This window comes from Pseudomonas sp. OA65 (genome assembly GCF_017498305.1).
Classification (GTDB): domain Bacteria; phylum Pseudomonadota; class Gammaproteobacteria; order Pseudomonadales; family Pseudomonadaceae; genus Aquipseudomonas; species Aquipseudomonas zanjanensis.
In genome coordinates, this window is the sequence record NZ_JAGDEZ010000005.1 from 188080 (window position 1) to 205938 (window position 17859).

General features: G+C 58.0%; 21 protein-coding genes, 1 other RNA gene and 1 pseudogene. 9 read left to right on the plus strand and 14 right to left on the minus strand.

The genetic code is table 11. The annotated features are described in order from the left end of the window. Nucleotides 1–20: 20 nt before the first annotated feature. Nucleotides 21–417: a transfer-messenger RNA gene (gene ssrA, locus J3361_RS06425) on the plus strand. A gap of 70 nt (nt 418–487) precedes the next feature. Here the strand turns inward: ssrA and J3361_RS06430 are convergent. From J3361_RS06430 to J3361_RS06470, 9 genes and pseudogenes are all read right to left on the minus strand, one after another. Beyond that, entirely contained in the window at nt 488–772 is a 285-nt protein-coding gene (locus J3361_RS06430) for a helix-turn-helix domain-containing protein (protein ID WP_207963357.1), read from the minus strand. Next, nucleotides 762–950: pseudogene (locus J3361_RS06435) on the minus strand (transcriptional regulator); the annotation flags it as partial. The gene J3361_RS06430 and the pseudogene J3361_RS06435, both read right to left, overlap by 11 nt. Before the next feature lie 30 nt (nt 951–980). Then, nucleotides 981–1349, minus strand: a complete 369-nt coding sequence (locus J3361_RS06440) for a RidA family protein (RefSeq protein WP_207963358.1) — start codon at nt 1347–1349, stop codon at nt 981–983. Nucleotides 1350–1375: 26 nt separating this feature from the next. Beyond that, entirely contained in the window at nt 1376–1522 is a 147-nt protein-coding gene (locus J3361_RS29440; RefSeq protein ID WP_243458765.1) for an FAD-dependent oxidoreductase, read from the minus strand. Beyond that, nucleotides 1522–2949: an amidase gene (locus tag J3361_RS06450; protein ID WP_207963359.1), complete on the minus strand. Its 1428-nt coding sequence runs from the start codon at nt 2947–2949 to the stop codon at nt 1522–1524. The genes J3361_RS29440 and J3361_RS06450 overlap by 1 nt, the downstream gene beginning before the upstream one ends. Nucleotides 2950–2953: 4 nt before the next feature. Further along, complete coding sequence (locus J3361_RS06455; RefSeq protein WP_207963361.1) at nt 2954–3637, minus strand: amino acid ABC transporter permease; 684 nt, start codon at nt 3635–3637, stop codon at nt 2954–2956. Further along, on the minus strand, nt 3634–4290 hold the full coding sequence (locus J3361_RS06460; protein ID WP_207963363.1) for an amino acid ABC transporter permease: 657 nt from the start codon (nt 4288–4290) through the stop codon (nt 3634–3636). The genes J3361_RS06455 and J3361_RS06460 overlap by 4 nt, the downstream gene beginning before the upstream one ends. Continuing rightward, a complete protein-coding gene (locus J3361_RS06465; RefSeq protein WP_225917693.1) occupies nt 4290–5078 on the minus strand; it encodes an amino acid ABC transporter ATP-binding protein in 789 nt (262 codons plus the stop codon). The genes J3361_RS06460 and J3361_RS06465 overlap by 1 nt, the downstream gene beginning before the upstream one ends. Nucleotides 5079–5138: 60 nt before the next feature. Beyond that, nucleotides 5139–6008, minus strand: a complete 870-nt coding sequence (locus tag J3361_RS06470; RefSeq protein WP_207963365.1) for an ABC transporter substrate-binding protein — start codon at nt 6006–6008, stop codon at nt 5139–5141. 158 nt (nt 6009–6166) lie between these two features. Between J3361_RS06470 and J3361_RS06475 the strand changes: the two genes are divergently transcribed. After that, nucleotides 6167–7195 (plus strand): GlxA family transcriptional regulator, encoded by a 1029-nt coding sequence (locus J3361_RS06475; protein WP_347709622.1) that lies wholly within the window; start codon nt 6167–6169, stop codon nt 7193–7195. Nucleotides 7196–7439: 244 nt separating this feature from the next. Here J3361_RS06475 and dctA read toward each other — a convergent pair whose 3' ends face one another. Next, on the minus strand, nt 7440–8747 hold the full coding sequence (dctA, locus tag J3361_RS06480) for a C4-dicarboxylate transporter DctA (RefSeq protein WP_207963369.1): 1308 nt from the start codon (nt 8745–8747) through the stop codon (nt 7440–7442). Between the two features lie 101 nt (nt 8748–8848). Next, nucleotides 8849–10018, minus strand: a complete 1170-nt coding sequence (locus J3361_RS06485) for a mandelate racemase/muconate lactonizing enzyme family protein (RefSeq protein WP_207963371.1) — start codon at nt 10016–10018, stop codon at nt 8849–8851. Between the two features lie 99 nt (nt 10019–10117). Here J3361_RS06485 and J3361_RS06490 point away from each other — a divergent pair, with 99 nt between their 5' ends. The 3 genes from J3361_RS06490 (at nt 10118) to J3361_RS06500 (ending at nt 11689) form a co-directional block, all read left to right on the plus strand. Continuing rightward, on the plus strand, nt 10118–10990 hold the full coding sequence (locus J3361_RS06490) for a LysR family transcriptional regulator (protein ID WP_207963372.1): 873 nt from the start codon (nt 10118–10120) through the stop codon (nt 10988–10990). A 106-nt stretch (nt 10991–11096) separates the two neighbouring features. Beyond that, a complete protein-coding gene (locus tag J3361_RS06495) occupies nt 11097–11375 on the plus strand; it encodes a type II toxin-antitoxin system RelE/ParE family toxin (RefSeq protein WP_207963374.1) in 279 nt (92 codons plus the stop codon). An 8-nt stretch (nt 11376–11383) separates the two neighbouring features. Continuing rightward, nucleotides 11384–11689, plus strand: coding sequence for a HigA family addiction module antitoxin (locus J3361_RS06500; RefSeq protein ID WP_207963376.1), 306 nt, complete (start codon nt 11384–11386; stop codon nt 11687–11689). 133 nt (nt 11690–11822) lie between these two features. Here J3361_RS06500 and J3361_RS06505 read toward each other — a convergent pair whose 3' ends face one another. Then, nucleotides 11823–12176: a helix-turn-helix domain-containing protein gene (locus J3361_RS06505; RefSeq protein ID WP_202894655.1), complete on the minus strand. Its 354-nt coding sequence runs from the start codon at nt 12174–12176 to the stop codon at nt 11823–11825. 102 nt (nt 12177–12278) lie between these two features. On the opposite strand from J3361_RS06505, the gene J3361_RS06510 reads away from it, so the two are divergent. The 3 genes from J3361_RS06510 (at nt 12279) to J3361_RS29445 (ending at nt 14808) form a co-directional block, all read left to right on the plus strand. Beyond that, nucleotides 12279–13025 carry an NAD(P)-binding domain-containing protein gene (locus J3361_RS06510; RefSeq protein WP_207963378.1) on the plus strand — a complete coding sequence of 249 codons (747 nt, stop codon included), beginning with the start codon at nt 12279–12281 and terminating at the stop codon, nt 13023–13025. Nucleotides 13026–13694: 669 nt separating this feature from the next. After that, entirely contained in the window at nt 13695–13967 is a 273-nt protein-coding gene (locus J3361_RS06515) for a hypothetical protein (RefSeq protein ID WP_207963380.1), read from the plus strand. 415 nt (nt 13968–14382) lie between these two features. Continuing rightward, nucleotides 14383–14808: a hypothetical protein gene (locus J3361_RS29445; protein ID WP_243458766.1), complete on the plus strand. Its 426-nt coding sequence runs from the start codon at nt 14383–14385 to the stop codon at nt 14806–14808. A 247-nt stretch (nt 14809–15055) separates the two neighbouring features. Here J3361_RS29445 and J3361_RS06525 read toward each other — a convergent pair whose 3' ends face one another. Beyond that, a complete protein-coding gene (locus J3361_RS06525; RefSeq protein WP_207963381.1) occupies nt 15056–15955 on the minus strand; it encodes a proline iminopeptidase-family hydrolase in 900 nt (299 codons plus the stop codon). Nucleotides 15956–16045: 90 nt separating this feature from the next. Continuing rightward, nucleotides 16046–16807 (minus strand): LuxR family transcriptional regulator, encoded by a 762-nt coding sequence (locus J3361_RS06530; protein ID WP_207963383.1) that lies wholly within the window; start codon nt 16805–16807, stop codon nt 16046–16048. 164 nt (nt 16808–16971) lie between these two features. On the opposite strand from J3361_RS06530, the gene J3361_RS06535 reads away from it, so the two are divergent. Then, nucleotides 16972–17859 (plus strand): proline iminopeptidase-family hydrolase, encoded by an 888-nt coding sequence (locus J3361_RS06535; protein WP_207963385.1) that lies wholly within the window; start codon nt 16972–16974, stop codon nt 17857–17859.

Here is a 17859-nt window from a genome sequence, read left to right on the forward strand (position 1 = left end):
ACTCACGGAGCGACAGGTTCGGGGCCGTTTAGGATTCGACGCCGGTTGCGAAACTCTAGGTGCATGCCGAGTTGGTAACAGAACTCGTAAATCCACTGTTGCAACTTCTATAGTTGCCAATGACGAAAACTACGGCCAGGAATTCGCTATCGCTGCGTAAGCAGCCTTAGATCCTGAGCTTCTGGTACCTTCGGGTCCAGCAATCACGAGGGGATGTCCGTAAACCCAAAGTGATTGTCATATAGAACGGAATCGCCGTGCAGTACGTTGTGGACGAATCGGCTAAAACTTACACAACTCGCCCAAAGCACCCTGCCCGTCGGGTCGCTGAGGGTTAACTTAATAGACACGGCTACGCATGTAGTACCGACAGCGGAGTACTGGCGGACGGGGGTTCAAATCCCCCCGGCTCCACCAAATCAACAAAAAAGACGTCCACGGACGTCTTTTTTTATGCCTGGAATTCACGGCTCGACGTAATTAAACGTCAGACGGCTTGAAGGTCCCGCAACGCCTCAGGGTGCTGGCTCGCGACCCGCAGAAGGGTCTGTGCCGCACCGGCAGGTCGCCGACGACCCTGCTCCCAATCCTGCAACGTACGCAGGCTGACTCCCAGCAGCTCTGCAAATGCACTTTGAGATACACCGACTTTAGCCCTGGCCTCAGCCGCAGCCGAAAGCGTCACCTCGGTTTTGCGTGCCGCCTTGCCAGCTTTCATTTGGCGTACCGAAGCCAACAAATCTTTCTGAAAGTTCTCCATTTCATGATCCATTACTGATCTCCTCTTTCAATTGATTCAGGAAGGCGGTCGGCAGGTTGTCGAACTTCGCCTTGGCGTAGGCAATCAGCAACCAGATGTGGCCTTCAGAAAGCGCGTTGTAGTAGATAACCCGCGTACCACCACGCTTACCCATCCCACCGCGAGACCAGCGCACCTTACGCAACCCACCGCAACCCAAAAAAGCGTCGCCCCAACCTTCTCAAACACCAGAATCAGGTTTCACCGCTATAACCATAATCTCCACCAGCACCTCAGGCCGCGCCAGGCGCGCCTGAACAGTGGCCCGTGCCGGAGCGCTATCCGCTGGCAGCCAGGCGTCCCACACCGCATTCATCGGCGCGAAATCACGATCAATGTCCTTGAGCCAGATCTGTGCGCTCAAAAGCTGGCCCTTGTCGCTGCCCGCCAACGCCAACAAGGCTTCTATCTTGGCCAGCACCTGCCGCGTCTGCTCTTCGATGCCAACGTGTAGATCCGTGGGCACCTGGCCGGAGAGGTAAAGCAGATCGCCGTGACCGACCACACCGGACATCCGCGCGTTGCTCTGAAAACGTTGAATCGTTGCCATCGGGTTTACTCCGTGAATTGAGAAAGTTAAGGCGCTGCGCTGTCGGTTTCGCAATGTCCGGCAGCAGAGCGGGATCGGCCAGCGCTTGCAACGGTGACGTTATGACCGGCCTTGTGTAGAAACCAGGCACTGCCCAAGCCCACGATACCAGCTCCGACGACACAGATTTCCATCACGCCACCACCCTGTCCGACAGGTCCCAACCCACAGGCCGCCGCTGGTGCCAATCACTGACTTGTTGGTAGGCATGGGCGATCCGCAGGACCAAGGGTTCGGCGAAAGCACGCCCGACGATCTGCATCGAGACCGGCATACGTTGCTCGTCAAAGCCCACCGGCAGCGCCACTGAACAGAGATTGAGCAGGTTGGCGAAACGGCCGAGCAAGGCCAGCGGCGTGCCGTACTCATCGACCTGATTCAGCGGCACGCTGCCAATGGCGTTGGTCGGAAACGCACAGGCATCGACGTTGGACATGGCTTCGTCCATGGCTTGGCGGGCAACACGTCGCTGGTTGTGCAAATCGATATAAGCCGTCGCGTCGATGGCGCGCCCGCTCAGCACTCGACGCTGCACATGAGGATCGAAGCGCAGATCATCGCGTTCGAACAGGCTACCAAGGCTGGCGTAGCCTTCGGCACTCATGAGGCCACCGGCAACGCGCATGCACTGCTCCAGCGAAGTCGGTAGCGGCTGTTCGACCAAATGCATGCCCAGTGCGGCCAATTGCTCAAGCCCCTGGTCATAGGCTGCCAATACGCCAGGCGCGATGTGTACGCGTTCGGCCTGTGGCAGTACCCAGATGCGCAGACCGGCCACCGGAAGATTCAAGCCTGCTGCGGCACTGAAGACTGGCGACTTGGCCGAGACCGGATCCAGCGGGTCCGGCCCCAGCAGCGCGTCAAGCATCCACGCGGCGTCTTCGACGGTGTGCGTAATCGGCCCCACCGAATCCAGCGATGGACACAACTCAATCAAACCGTGACGGCTCACCAACCCACGCGTGGTTTTCAACCCCACCAGACCACACATACCCGCCGGAATCCGCACCGAGCCGCCGGTGTCGGTGCCCAACGCCGCGCTTGCCAACCCGCCGGCCACAGCCACCGCTGAACCACTGCTGGACCCCCCAGGAGCACGATGCACGTCGGCGTCCCACGGGTTCCACGGCGTGCCCATCACGGCATTGGTGCCCCATCCCCCGAAAGCAAATTCAACGGTGTGGGTCTTGCCCATGATGATCGCCCCGGCGCGCTCCAGTCGCTGGACTGCCGTGGCGGTGAGCCGCGAGATACGCGGCTCCTGCGCCAGCGAACCACCGGTGATGGCCTTGCCGTCGATTTCGAACAAATCCTTGATCGCAACTGGAATGCCATGCAATGGCCCCAGGTTGAAACCGGCAGCCCGCTGCCGATCGGCCGCGATGGCGGCACCGAGCGCGCGCTGGGGATAGGCCTCGACATAAGCATTGAGTTGACTGTTGAAACGCTCGATCCGCTCCAGTTGCGCGCCAACCAGGGACTCGCTCGTGAGCGCTCCGGAGGCCAGCGCTTGCTGCAACTGGCCGATGCTGTGGGAAGCGGTTCGATCCTTGATGTTCATGTGTTCAGCCTCGAATGGTTTTGCGTCCGCGAGAAAATCGTACTTCCAGTACTCGCGATAACAGAGAAAGAGGGAAAGCGATGACGAAATAGAACAACCCCACCAGCAGGAAAATATGCATCGGCAAAAAGGATTCGGACGCGATGGCCCGGGCCGCCAGCATCAACTCATCGGTGGCGATCAGGGCGCACAGGGAGCTGTCCTTCAGAATCGACACATAGGCATTGAGCAATGGCGGCAACATGCCGCGAATGGCTTGCGGAAAGATCACCGAGGTGAAGGCTTGCAATGGCGTCAGGCCGGTGGCAATGGCCGCCTCACGCTGGCCGCGATGCAAGGAGTCCAGTCCACCGCGCAGGATTTCCGCGACGTAGGCCGAGCCCTGCAAGCCCAAACCGATGGCTCCGGCCCAGTAGCCCGATAGCGTCAGCCCGAGGCTGGGCAAGGTGAAATACAGCGCCAGCAGCAACGCCAGGAGCGGCACCGCACGCATCCCCTGGGTGAAGAACACCGCCAGACGCTTGAGCAATACGCTGGGGCTCTTCATCGCCCAGGCCAGTAACGCGCCCAACAGCGCCGCCAGGGCGAAGCCTGTCAGGGACAGCTCGGCGCTGACCCGTGCGCCGAGTAGCAGGCGCGCGATCCAGTCGCTCCAGTATTCCGGGTATTGCTGGAAAAAACTGATCATCGCGCCGCCCCCAGATGACGTTCAAGCCGGATGAAGCCCACGCCAATGGGCAGGATCATCGCCGCATAGATGCACAGCACCGCCAGATAAATCAGCGAGGTCTGGAACGTGGATGTCACAAGATTGCGTGCCAGGAACATGATTTCCGGCACGGCAATGGCCGAGGCGATGGACGTGTCCTTGATCAGTTGCGTGACATAGTTGGCATAAGCCGGCAACGCAACGCGCAGGGCCTGGGGCAAGAGGATGTAGCGCAGAATTTGCATACGGTGCAGGCCGATGGCCTGCCCGGCTTCATGCTGGCCGACGTGCAGCGATTGCAAGCCGACTCGGAACGTATCGGCCAGCACTGCGCTGCCTACCAGGCTCAAACCGACGATGGCCGCCAGCCACGCGGGCAGATTGATTCCCAGATAGGACAGCCCAAAGTAGATCAGAAACAGATGCGCCAGCGCCGGCACGTTGCGCATCCATTCGATGAAACAGGCGATGGCGCCGTGTACCAGTCGCGATCGGCTGAACGTCAGTAAAACCGCCAGCACCAGACCGCCCGCGCTGGCCAGCACCAAGGTGCAGAGGGCGATTTCCAGTGCGTTCATTGCGCCTTTCAACAGCAAGGGCAACAGCCCGAGGAAAGCTTCCAGATTCGCCATCAAGCGCTCTCCACAGCCATGCGCCCAAGAAAACTTCGGGTGCGTTCGTGACGAGGGTTGTCGATGACTTGCGCCGACGGCCCCTGTTCGACAATGCGCCCGCCGTCCATGAAGATCACCCGATCCGCCACATCGCGAGCAAACCTCACTTCGTGGGTGACCATGATCATGCTGCGGCCCTCTTCCGCCAGCTCGCGAATCACGGCCAACACTTCGCCGACCAACTCGGGATCCAACGCCGAGGTCGGTTCGTCGAACAGGATCACTTTCGGTTGCTGGGCCAAAGCCCGGGCGATGGCGACCCGCTGTTGCTGACCACCCGACAACTGCTCGGGATAAGCCTCGGCCTTGTGCCGCAGATGGACTTTTTCCAACATCGCGTCGGCCAATTCGTACGCCTGCTTGCGCGGCATGCCTTGGGCCTTGATGGGACCGAGCGCGACGTTATCGCGCACGTTCAAGTGCGGCCAGAGATAGAACAACTGGAACACCATGGCGATCTCGCGGCGCTGCGGCGCCATCTCCCGATCACTCATCAGGCGCAAACGCTTACCGTCCTTGACCTGCCCGATCAGCTCATCCCCCAGCCAGATCTCGCCGCTGGTGGGTTTTTCCAGGTAATTGATGCAACGCAGGCAGGTGGACTTTCCAGAACCGCTTGGGCCAATCAACGACAGGGTCTCACCGGGCTTCAACTCCAGGCTGATGCCCTTGAGCACTTCCAGATCGCCATAGTTCTTGTGTAATTCATGCACGCGCAGCAACGCGGTGTCAGATGGGCTCGACATCTTGGCTAACCTCTTATTGTTATAGGCATGGCGATGAGTCCGGCGCATCGCCTCACACACTTATTTGCAGCCAGGTAGCGTCCAGTCCGCTGGGCGATCGACGCCCAGGCGCAGGTCCTTGCCTTCGGGCATGAACCAGACATCCTGGGTCAGGCCGTAGCGAGCGCCGACCTTGCGCATCTCACAGTTTTTCCAGAGCGTCTGAATCTGCGCGTTGACCGCCGTCACCAGCTCCGGACTGGCCTTGTTGAAGCCGAACACCACCTGGCCCAAGCCAGTCAGCAGTGGGAAATTCGGATCGTTGTCGACGAAGGCGTTGAAACGCAGGTGCCATTGCTCATTGCGGGAAATGGCGTATTGCATGACCGGTGGATCGCCGATCACCGCATCGATGCGCCCGGCGAGCAGATCGCGAACGGCCGCATCGGAGGTGTCGTACAGGGCGACTTGCAGGCCATCGATCTTGCGCATTTCAGGGATGAACGAAAAGCCGGTGATGGTGCCGACTTTCTTGCCTTGCAAATCCTTGAGGCTGTTCCAGTTGGTCTTGTCTGTCTGGGTAATACCGTTCTTGAAGTAGTGAATAGGATCACTCAAAGCCATGATTTTCGAGCGCTGCTCGGTCCAGCCCATGGTGCCCGCCATGACATCCACTCGCTTGGACTGCACCGAGGCGATCGTCCCTGACCACTCCATTAATGCCGGTTTGACCTTAAGGCCCAGCTTTTCAGAAATTTGTTGAAGAATTTCACCGTCATATCCGACCATCCGACTATCTTGATACCCTGTTCCTGGCATATCACCACTGAAGGCGATGGTCAGGCTTCCCGGCTCTACTGTCTCCAATGCGAACACCGGTGTCGCAGCCAGCACGGACACCAGAAAACCGGCACAAATAGCGGAAAAACGCTGGACGTTGGACGTCTTCATCGGATGCTCCTCGATAGTTTTTAGGGTGGCAGCAGAACGTTTCGCATAGGCCCATCGTAGTGGGAGCGGCGGTATAACTTGTTGGATGCTTTGCACGAATGATTGAACATTTGCGACATTCTGGCGGCACAGAGCCCACGGCATCCCAGGAAAGCCTCGTGGACGGACTCGATCATGGGCAGGCGCGTCATCCACCCATGCGCCGCGGCACCGCCGAGTTGTCTATTGGCATCATGTTGTGGCCACGCTTCCCCTTGCTGTCGCTGTCAGGGCTGACCGATGCGTTGCGGCATGCCGCCGATACGGGTGATCAAAGCCGCCCCATCCGCTGCCAATGGAAAGTACTCGGCACGCCCGGGCAAAGAGTCATTTCCAGTAGCGGACTGGACGTACCGATCGACAGTGAACTCGCTGACCCGGAGCGTTTCGACTACATCGTGGTGATTGGTGGATTGCTCGACTCCATCGAGGCGGTGCCGAAAACCTATCCCGCGTTCCTCCACCAGGCCGCGGCCGCACAGGTGCCGTTGATCGGCCTGTGCACCGGCAGCTTCGTGCTCGCGCGACATGGCCTGATGGAGGGGCGAACGGCGTGTGTCCACGCCTATCATGGCGATGACTGGAAGCAGCGGTTTCCCACGTTGCGCTTTGTCATCAACAGAGACTTTCTGATCGACCGGGACCGGATTACCTGCGCGGGCGGTGTTTCAGTTATCGAATTGGCGCTTCATCTGATTGGCCTGCATTGCGGGCCGGATCGTGCGGGCAAGGTTGTGCATCAGATGACGGTGGCAAAGAACACATCCAGCAGTTTCGTCGACCGACGCAAGGCCCTCGGGTACGCCAGTTCATCCAATCGCCGGCTGCACGAAGCCGTGATGTTGATGGAGAAACACATGGCCCAACCCCTGGATATCGAGGCCATTGCGCAGCTGGTCGGCACCAGTAAACGGCAATTGGAACGCCTGTTTGTCGCTGAAACCAACAACAGCCCGGCCCAGTTCTACCGACAGGTCCGACTCAGGTTCGGCAGATGGTTGCTGGTGAGTTCCGACCGCCAGATTAGCGAGATCGCGTTTGAATGTGGCTTCGCGGATGCACCGCATTTTATTCGGCACTTTCAGAGCATGTTTGGCATGTCGCCAGGGAAGTTACGCAAGGCCCTGATGCAGCAAGATGGGAAATGACGCGTCCTGGGACGTAATGCCAGTCAGCTAAGCAGCAAACCTGTGGGAGCAAAGCTTGCTCGCGATTGCGGTAAGCGAGCCGACTACGATATTGGCGACTCTGCCGCTTTCGCGAGCAAGCTTTGCTCCCACAGGATTTATGCCGCTTGTTCCTAATTGACAGGCATTGGTCCTGGGACGTCTTTTTTGTGCCTGGCATTCAGTGAAATCAAACGCCCAGCATGCCCCAGGCAAGCGATGCCAATCATTTCTGCGCGGCCAACGCCCTACGCGCCGCCTTTTCATTTTTCATGGCCGCGATTTCCCGCTCACAAGCATCCACATCGAAAGAATTGTCCCACTTGGCAATGGCGAGGGTGCCGATGCCATTGCCGATCAGGTTGGTCACCGCCCGGGCTTCGTTCAGGAACCGGTCAATACCCAGGAGCAGGACCAGGCCGACCAGCGGAATGGAGTGGATGGTAGTCAGCGTTGCCGCAAGGGTGACGAACCCGGCCCCCGCCACACCCGCCGAACCTTTCGAAGTCAGCAGGAAGACGCCCAACAGAATCATCTGATCCATAAACGTCAGCGGTGTGTTGGTGGCCTGGGCGATGAAGATCGCAGCCATGGTCAGATAGATGCAGGTGCCATCGGCATTGAAGGTGTAGCCCGTCGGCAGCACCATTCCCACCACCGATTTCTTGCAGCCCAGCTTTTCCAGCTTGACCATCATCCGCGGCAGCACAGCCTCGGTCGAGCAAGTCCCGAGGGTAATCAGAATTTCGTCCTTGAAGTAACGGAGGAACTGCAGCAGCGGCATGCCTGACCATCGAGCAACGGTGCCCAGCACGACCACAATGAACACCAGGGTGGTGACGTAGAGCGCTACCAGCAGTTGGCCGAGGGACAGTAGCGTACCGATGCCATACTTGCCGATCGTGAACGCCATGCCCGCGCCAGCGCCAATCGGAGCCAGCCGCATGACCATGGCGACAATCTTGAACAGCCCTTGCAGAAACAGATCGATGGTATTGATCAGCGGTTTGCTGGTCTCACCCATTTGCACCAGGGCCACCCCCATCAAGACAGAAAGCAGAATGACTTGCAGCATGACGCCGTTTGAAAACGCACCGACAAAGGTTGGCGGGATGATGTTCATGAAGAAATCAACGGTGCCGCCCTGGGCAGAGGCGGCCTGGCTGTACTTGGCGATAGCACTGCCATCGAGTGTCTCGACATGGATGTTCATCCCCACGCCGGGCTTGGCGATGTTGACCACGACAAGGCCGATCACCAGCGCGATGGTTGAAAGAATCTCGAAATAGATCAGCGATTTTACGCCGATTCTTCCAACCTCTTTGATGTTGCCCATCTTGGCAATACCGACCACCACGGTGCCAAAAATAATCGGGGCCAACAGCATTTTGATCAGCCTGATAAAACCATCGGCAAAGGGTTGAAGCTTGGCGCCGAACTGCGGTTCGAAGTGACCAATTGCGGCGCCGACCACGATGCCGATCAGCACCTGCACATACAGCTGGCTATACCAGCGGGACTTGGAGATTTCCACGGGAGCACCTCATTTTATTGTTGTGATGGGCGTGTGGTGTGGCGTCAGTGGGTGACGCCTGATAACGGCGGCCTCGGGCGAAGAGGCCGCCGTTCGGGCTATCAGCCCTCGCCTAGTTCGCGCATGACGGCGTACAAGGCGGACTTGGCTTCGAAGCCGACGCCAGGAATATCCGGTAGCGCCACATAGCTGTTTTCGACGCGAATCCCGTCAGCAAAACCGCCAAACGGCTGGAACACATCCGGGTAGGATTCGTTACCACCCAGGTGCAGGCCCGCGGCGATATTCAGGGACATCTGATGGCCCCCGTGGGGAACGACACGACGCGAAGACCAGCCCATATCTTCCATCACTTCCAGGGTGCGCATGTACTCGACCAGACCGTAGGACAGCGCGCAGTCGAACTGGACGTAGTCACGATCGGAACGCATGCCGCCATGGCGCAGCAGGTTGCGGGCGTCTTGATGGGAAAACAGGTTTTCGCCGGTAGCCATCGGCAGGTCGTAGTGCTTGGCCAACTCAGCCTGCAAGGCGTAGTCGAGAGGGTCGCCGGCTTCTTCGTACCAGAACAGGTTGTAGGGCTTCAAAGCCTCTGCATAAGCAATGGCCGTGTCTTGGTCAAAGCGACCGTTGGCATCCACTGCCAGGCGACGCCCGTCACCGACCACCTTGAGTACCGATTCGATGCGACGAATATCGTCAGCCAGAGGCGCCGCGCCGATCTTCATCTTGACCACGTCGTAGCCACGATCCAGATAGCTGCGCATTTCGTCCTGAAGCTTGGCGTCGTCCTTGCCTGGGTAGTAATAACCACCAGCGGCGTAGACCCAGACCTTGTCGTCAGCCACGCCGCTGCGGTAACGGTCAGCCAGGAGGCGATACAACGGCTTGCCTTCGATCTTGGCGACGGCGTCCCAGACAGCCATGTCGATGGTGCCCACGGCCACCGAACGTTCGCCATGGCCACCGGGTTTTTCGTTGGTCATCAAGGCTTTCCAGATGGCGAACGGATCGAGGTTATTGTGCTCTTTATCGATCAGCGACTCAGGGTCGGCTTCGGTGATGCGCGCCAGGAAGCGGTCACGCATCAAAGCGCCTTGGCCATAACGACCGTTGGAGTTGAAACCGTAGCCGATGACCGGTTTACCCTCGCGAATCACATCCGTGACGACAGCGACGACCGAGCAGGTCATTTTGGAAAAATCGATGTAGGCGTTGGCAATTGGCGAGGCAATGGAAACGGTTTTTTCACGGATGTCGACGATACGCATGACGGGGTCCTCTTGTTGTAGGTGACCCCACGTTATGCTTTGCGATGACACCCGCCCAATGCTAATAATGCCGCGCCCCATGCACAGGAGGCATTGCCCTTGGAACTCGTTTGGCTAGAAGATTTTTCGGCGTTGGCTGAGTACGGCAGCTTTGTACGTGCCGCTGAAGCACGCCACGTGACCCAACCGGCCTTCAGTCGCAGAGTCCGCGCATTGGAAAATTGGATGGGTGTCGAACTGTTCGTTCGCACGCCACAAGGCGCCACGCTGACCGAGGCGGGGAAGCAGATTTTGCCAAGTGCCCAAGAGACGGCCAGGCGCTTGTACCGAATGCGCAGCGAAGCCCAGGAAGTGGCGGGCATGGCGATCAAGACGCTGCAATTCGCGGCCACCCATTCGCTGTCGTTCACGTTTTTCCCAAGATGGCTGCGAAGCACGGAAAACGGTGCCCCCATCGAGGCGGTACGACTGCATTCCGATAGCATGGCGGCCTGTGAGCAAATGCTGATTCAAGGCCACGTGCAGTTCCTGCTTTGCCATCGTCATCCGGATGTTCCACCGCTGTTGGCCCCTGATCAGTTCATCGGCAAAAAAGTGGGCGAGGATGTGCTCGTTCCGCTGGCGAGCGCTTCTGCCAACTTCGCAAATGCGCCCGCATCGCTGCCCTATTTGGCGTACACCCAGGAGTCCGGTCTGGGTCGCATCGTCGCTCATCGACTTCAGGGCAAGGAAGAGTTCCTGCACCTCAAGCCGCTGTTCAGCAGCCACCTCGCAGCGGTGCTCATGTCCATGGCGCTGGAAAACAAAGGGGTGGCCTGGCTGCCAAGAAGCCTGACCGAACAGGAAGTCGCCGACGGACGTCTTGTGCGGGCGCTCGATGAAAGCTGGGATATTCCGTTGGACATTCACCTCACTCGCCCAACGGGTGCCATTAGCCAATCGGCGGAGGAGTTTTGGGCGAAGTTGAGGTAGTGCTGAAAACGTCTCTGCGACATAAGGCTCCAGCAAGCGGTTGAGTATCTCAGCAAACGATGTAGACTCGCCTTAACGAATAACGTTAAGCATTAAGCATTAAGCGATGATCAGAAGCTTCAGATGCGCCGATACCCAAACCCTTTTTGAAACAGGCAGAACCCGACACTGGTCAGCCATCCTTTCAGTGGTGGAGCGTAAGCTCGGCATGCTCGATGCGGCAGTCGATCTCAACGATCTGCGCTCACCGCCTGGAAACAGGCTGGAGCAGTTGTACGGCGACAGGGAAGGCCAACACAGTATCCGGATCAACGGTCAGTACCGCATCTGTTTTGTCTGGGGCGCCAACGGCCCCGAAAACGTAGAAATCGTAGATTATCACTGAGGTGAGTCATGTTTAAGAATGGCATGAGGCCCGTACACCCTGGAGAAATTCTCAAGGAAGAGTACCTGGAACCGCTTGGCCTGACGGCTGCTGCGCTTGCAAGGGCTTTGCACGTGTCTGCCCCCACCGTAAATGACATCGTATTGATGCGCCGTAGCGTCAGTGCGGATGTGGCTTTGCGCCTGGCAGCTGCATTGGACACGTCGGCGCAGTTTTGGCTGAGTTTGCAGACTGCGTATGATTTACGTACAGCCGAAATTGCAAAAGGGGAGCAAATTTATAAAGAAGTAGAGAGAATTCCTCACTGCGCATAGCGTTTACAAAAAGGCATTTAGTGATTATCGCAAGTGCCTTTTTTTGTGCTTGGAGAATTGGGTTCCCCCTAATGCGACGAAACATAAACAGACGGCTCAGCAGGCGTCGGGCCATTGCGCCTCGACGGTCATGTCAGGTGTGATCGCGCCTCATCTCTGCCCATTCGATCAACGCCTGGATCGACGGCCCCAGTGCATGCCCCATGGGCGTGAGCTTGTACTCCACTTTAGGTGGCACTTGTGGGTACACGGTCCGCTGCACAATGCCGTCCTTTTCCAACTGTTTTAGCTGTTGGATCAGCATCTTCTGGTTGATCCCTTCTATCAACTTCTCCAGATCCGAGAAACGCAGCGCGCCCTTCGCCGCGAAAAGCTGGCACAAGATAATGATCTTCCACTTCCCTTCCAGTACGCGAAGCGTTTCGGTGGTTGCCTCGGCCCATTTCCGACGATTTTGCGGATCGCCGCAATCCCATTCCCGTTCCATTTCTTCCTCGATGGTGAGTTACACACCTTTTGGTAGGTACTTACCATTATCACACCAGCCTCCTAGAATCGGTGCAAGACAAATGACTCAGGAGGCTTAGCCATGAAAATCGGCATCATCGGAACCGGTAACATCGGAGGCACCCTCGCTCGCAAATTCAAGGCAGCCGGTCACGACATACGTGTTGCGAACTCTCGAGGCATCAACGGCGTTCGCGCATTCGCCGAAGAGATTGGAGCCAAACCGGTGGACATTCGCGGCGCAGTCGATGGCGCGGATGTGATCGTGCTATCCATACCGCTACCGGCGTTGAGCGCGCTGCCCGCTGATCTGTTTGCCGCTGTACCAGACAGCGTCCCGGTGGTGGACACGAGTAATTACTACCCTGGTTTACGTGACCCCAACATTTCTGAAATTGATCAAGGGATGACGGAAAGCGTTTGGGTTTCGAAGCAGATTGGGCGACCTGTCATCAAGGCCTTTAACAATATTCTGGCCTATACCTTGGCGGAGTTGGGCAGTGCCCAAGGCACTCCAGGTCGCTTGGCAGCAGCAGTGGCCGGCGACGATCCCGAGGCGAAGGAAACGGTGATGTCCCTGGTCAACCAAGCGGGCTTTGATCCGGTCGACGGAGGTTCCCTGGAAGAGTCCTGGAGACAACAACCTTGTACGCCAGGCTATTGCTGTGACTACGACGCCGAGACTCTGCGCGACGCACTATTGGCCGCGTCCAAAGGGCAAGCCGCTGCGAAGCGAGAGGAGTTTCCTAAACACTTTGAGCGGCTCGGGCCCAACCCTAGCCATGCCGATATTGTCGCCATGAACCGCTCCTTCAACGCACTGGATTGACGCAGCCCTAGGCTAATGCCTGTCAGTTAAGTGGATACGCGGGCAAACACACAAACCGTGGCGAGGGAGCTTGCTCCCGCTGGGCCGGTCCGACGCTTCGGGCGAAGCGGCTCCAAGATTTTGCGGTCGCTGCGCAACCGAGCGGGAGCAAGCTCTCATGGAACAAATTACAACTCCATGTTTTTAAAATACTTTCAACAAGCTGCTATGTGACTCAGGTGGACCGGTACTCCCGTGTGGCGAGGGGATTTATCCCCGCTGGGCTGCGCAGCAGCCCCAAGAGCAACGACCTTGATCTTACTGGCACACCGAGTTGCCTGGGTTGGGGCCGCTTCGCGCCCCAGCGGGGATAAATCCCCTCGCCACAGAGCCTTGTTCCCTGCGCGACAGCGCAGCGTCGGCGACGCGGCGGGGACTCCCTCGCCACAGTTCTCTCTCTAGCCGTGACGATGCGTCGAATGGACGGCTGGCTCAAACTCGTTGATATCTGTAAACCAAATGTAGGGAAATGCAGTCGCTATAAGGCCAAAGCTCCTACATCAAGCTCGGAAAGCGGCGTCTTGTGGTGCTTGAGCGGAGCGGCCTATAGTTCCTCGTCGCCTCAATGGCGACTCGGGTTTGGCGACCCGACAACGAGGTAGCTCCTTTCAACTGAATGAGGTCCTACCAATGAATCGATACATGCCCATCACCGGCATCGACTGCACCCCCGCCACCCTGCTGATCGACACCGAAGCCCCGCTTGATGTCCTCTTCGAAACCGCTGACTACCGCATCCGCACCGTGACCCAACTGCTGGAAAACATCGCGTTCCGTTCGGAGGTCAGTTCCGACACGCTGGTGCTTTCCGATTTTTGCAAAATGCTGACGATCGCGTTGCGCGACGGGTGTGATGTGATGGATGTGATTGGCAGACGATTGCGGGCGCAGGCGGCGGAGTAAGTGATGACGGGCGCCTATGGCCATAACGTAGCCCCCACCGTCGGGAGCGACTACATCTATCTACTCCGATGAGCTGTGGCGCAGTTCGTCAAGAACTGCGCCACAATCGCGCCAAAATCTTCTCAAACAGCGCCAACACACTCATGCCTTCGACCACCGACATATAACAGTATCCTGGCATCCAGGAGTGGGCGAGCCTCTCAGAGCTCTTGGCCTGGCACCTTGAAATTTCCCGGCGAACGGCGCAGCGCATCCTTGCAAACCTGGCCGAAAGCAGCCAAATCACTGCACAGGGAAAAGGCAGGGCACGGCGTTATTTCGCAATAGGACACCCGGCTGAGACCCACACCTGCCCTATTTTCAGCCTTTTGCCGACATCAATAAACGCACCTCCCGACTGGCAGCGAATCTCCCCTTGTTCCGTGCCAACTTTTGTCCGCTGACCTTTCTGGATGTACCGGAGCAGGCCTACAGCCGAGCCACATTGGGTGTGTACGAAATGACCCGGGTAGAGCTGCTTCGCGACCTGTACATCTGGGCCTACGAACGCTCAACACGGGAATATCTGGCAATCAAGCAAGACCTTGCGGAACCGGACCCTTTACGCCTGGCATGGCGAGACCTCATCAAGAAGACCATTCGGGAAATCGTCACTCACCCAGAGCTTGACCCGTTGCTCTGTATTCAACGCTCGGTAGCGGAATATGTTTCAGAAAGAGAACAGCCGGAGGTGCAAGCACTGATCGTCGAAGAACTCCGTCGACTGCACGAAGGGGTGCTCGCACGCTACGGGTTACGACCATCGGAGTTCATGTCCTGGAAGTCGCGCCATGGCCACTGATGGATGTTCACTGACGACTGCGGGCTCAGGCGGCCGAAAATTGGAAACGGGCAACGACAAGGTCGCCCGTGTCACGCTCCGTGAGAGTCACCAGCGCTAGTGTCCTGTTTTGCAAATACGTTTCTTTTTTGGCGAATGGCTGTTGTCGTCAGGCAAGGCGCCGCGACGAGTCATAGCCCGCTATGGCGAGGAGCGGCAACGCAGCATGACGACAACAGACGCCGTCAAAAAGGAACAGTATTTGCGCCTACAAACACTCATCCAGGAAACTCACCACAGTCCCCATGCAAGCCATCCGCTCCTCGATATGGGGCATATGGCTGGAGTGTTCGAACAACGCCCAGCGAATGTCGGGAACATGATCCACATAGGGTTTGACCACCAATGGCGTCGCTTCATCGTATCGGCCTGAAATCAGCAGGGTCAGCACCTTGATCCGAGACAAGCGATCGGTGATGGACCAGTCCTTCATGCTGCCGATCACATGGAATTCGGTGGGGCCATTCATGGCGTGATAAACAGTAGGATCGGCATCGATCTGGGCAAAGGTACGGGCGACGTCATCGGGCCAGGGCGTGACACGGCAGACATGGCGGTCGTAGAAAACCCGAGCGGCCTCAAAATACTCGGCAGAGGTCAAGGTTCCAGCTCGCTCGTGCTTGAGCAGTGTTTGCTGCACCTCAATGGGTAGAAGCTGGCGCAAGCGATTGACTTCAAGGAGCCAGGTGGACATGTCCGCCGGGGAGTTGGCGATGATCAACCCGCGCAAGCCCGCCGGCTGGAGCACCGCATGTTCGCTGGCCAACATGCCGCCCCAGGATTGCCCCAACAGTGCGTAATTGTCGCGAATGCCCAGATGATCCAACAGGCTCTCCAACTCATCAAGAAAGAGCGCCACGTTCCAGAACGAGGGGTCTTTTTCCGGAAGATGGGTGGAACGCCCATTGCCCAGTTGGTCGTAATGAATCACCGGATAGCCACTGTTGGCAATATCCTTGAAGGCATCGACATAATCGTGTGTACAGCCCGGGCCGCCATGCAGGATCAGCAGCGGCGTACGGCCACTGCTGAGGTCGCCAGTGATGCGATACCAGGTTTGATACGGACCAAAAGGCGCAAAGCCTTCGTGCGTTACGGGAAAATCCATTTCGTGCCGCTCCCTAGGAATCCTGCGACACACGATACCGGGGACTGGCCGGCGGAATAACTAGAGAAACAGATAGGTTTTTGCCCGATTTCAGCTATCGAGCAACCGATAATGCACCGCCCTGACCACGGCCTGGACCCGATTCCTGGCGCCGAGCTTGTGCATTGCAGACGTCAGGTGGAGGGTGATGGTGGCCAAGGAACGATTCAGTTGCCTGGCGATGTCCGCCGCCGTCAACCCTTCAGCGGCCAATCTCAAGCACTCACGCTCACGTTTGGTCAGGCGAACCGGGCATGCGCGGGCTTCCTTGCCGAGCAGCGGAAAAGCCGCCTCTTGCAGGGCATGGGAAATCAGGCTGAAGTCACCCAGGGTTTGCCGGACATCCGGCAGGGTGCTCCCCTTCGTATCGGCGCGCAGCCCGGTCAGTGTCGCAAAGCCGCCTCTGGGCAAATGCATCGGCACCGTCACGCCGCAGGTCATGCGCGAATCCTGCAGGTAGCTCACGACCGGTGCATGACTCTGGCCGATGAACGGCTGCAGCACCGTGTCTGCCTCCGGTCGATAGGACCAGACAAAAGGAGATATGGCATTGATTGCCAGATGCTGGACGGGGTCGATCTGGTAATAACCTTCTTCACACCAGAGCGAATGCCAGTCACGGGGGGTATTGCGCAACTTCAGCACGGTCGGGGTGATCAATGCCCCCTCATGATCCAGCGGCACCGGACTGTAGTCGTACACCAAGGCGTCAAAGCCTAACGCCTGGACCATCCCCAATGCATTGTCCATCTGTTCGTCCAGGCTCCTGCCAGACAAAAGACGAGTATTGAAGTCAGACAGCTTGGCCTGCATCCATTCAGCTCCCTTATTAATTTCAATCCTGAAATCGTGCAAGTAGAATGCCACGCCTGAGCGAGGGAGTGCCAGATCAAACCTATAAGAATTGCTAGCTTATGGGCGCGTAGCTTCCTCGGTAAGGTTTAGCCAACGGGCGGTACCTGAGCAGGAGAGCAATGATGTGGCGTGAGATCGAGCCAGACCAGCGGTACGACGTGGAAGTCGATGGTCACCATCTGGTGGCCTATGGCTTTGGCGACGGCGACGAAGTGCTGTTGTGCCTCAATGGCGGCCCGGGACTGCCTTGCGATTATCTGCGCGACAGCCATGGCTGGCTCAAGGAAAAGGGCTTGCGAGTCATCGCTTTCGATCAGTTGGGTACCGGCGCCTCGGCCAGGCCTACTGACGAATCCCTGTGGGACATCACGCGCTATGTGGCGGAGGTAGAGACCGTCCGCCAAACCCTCGACCTGGGCAAAGTGCACCTGCTGGGCCATTCCTGGGGTGGCTGGCTGGCGATCGAGTACGCCATTCATCATCCCCAAGCGCTGAAAACCCTGATCCTGGAAAATACCGCCGGCGATATCCCTCACCTGTCCCTGGAGCTCGAACGTCTGCGGGCAGCCCTGGGCAGTGAGACCGTCGCGATGATGCAGCGCCATGAAGCCTTGGGCACCCTGGATCATCCGCAATACCAGGCGGCCATCACCCTGCTCAACTATCGCCATGTCTGCCGTCTGGACGAGTGGCCAGCACCGGTGACACGTTCCCTGGGCGACTGGAACATGGGGCCCTACATGACCATGCAGGGCCCCAACGAATTTCTCTATACCGGCAATCTCAAGGACTGGAATCGCATCGAGCAGATGGCCGGCTTCGAAATGCCTGTGCTGATCACCACCGGTCAACATGATGAACTGACGCCAGCCTGTGCAATGCGCATGAAAATGGCGCTCAAGGATGTACAACTGAATGTGTTCCCCAACAGCAGCCACATGCCGTTCTACGAAGAGCCCCACGCCTATTTCCCAGTCCTGCTGGATTTTCTGCTCCGCCATCGGAACTAG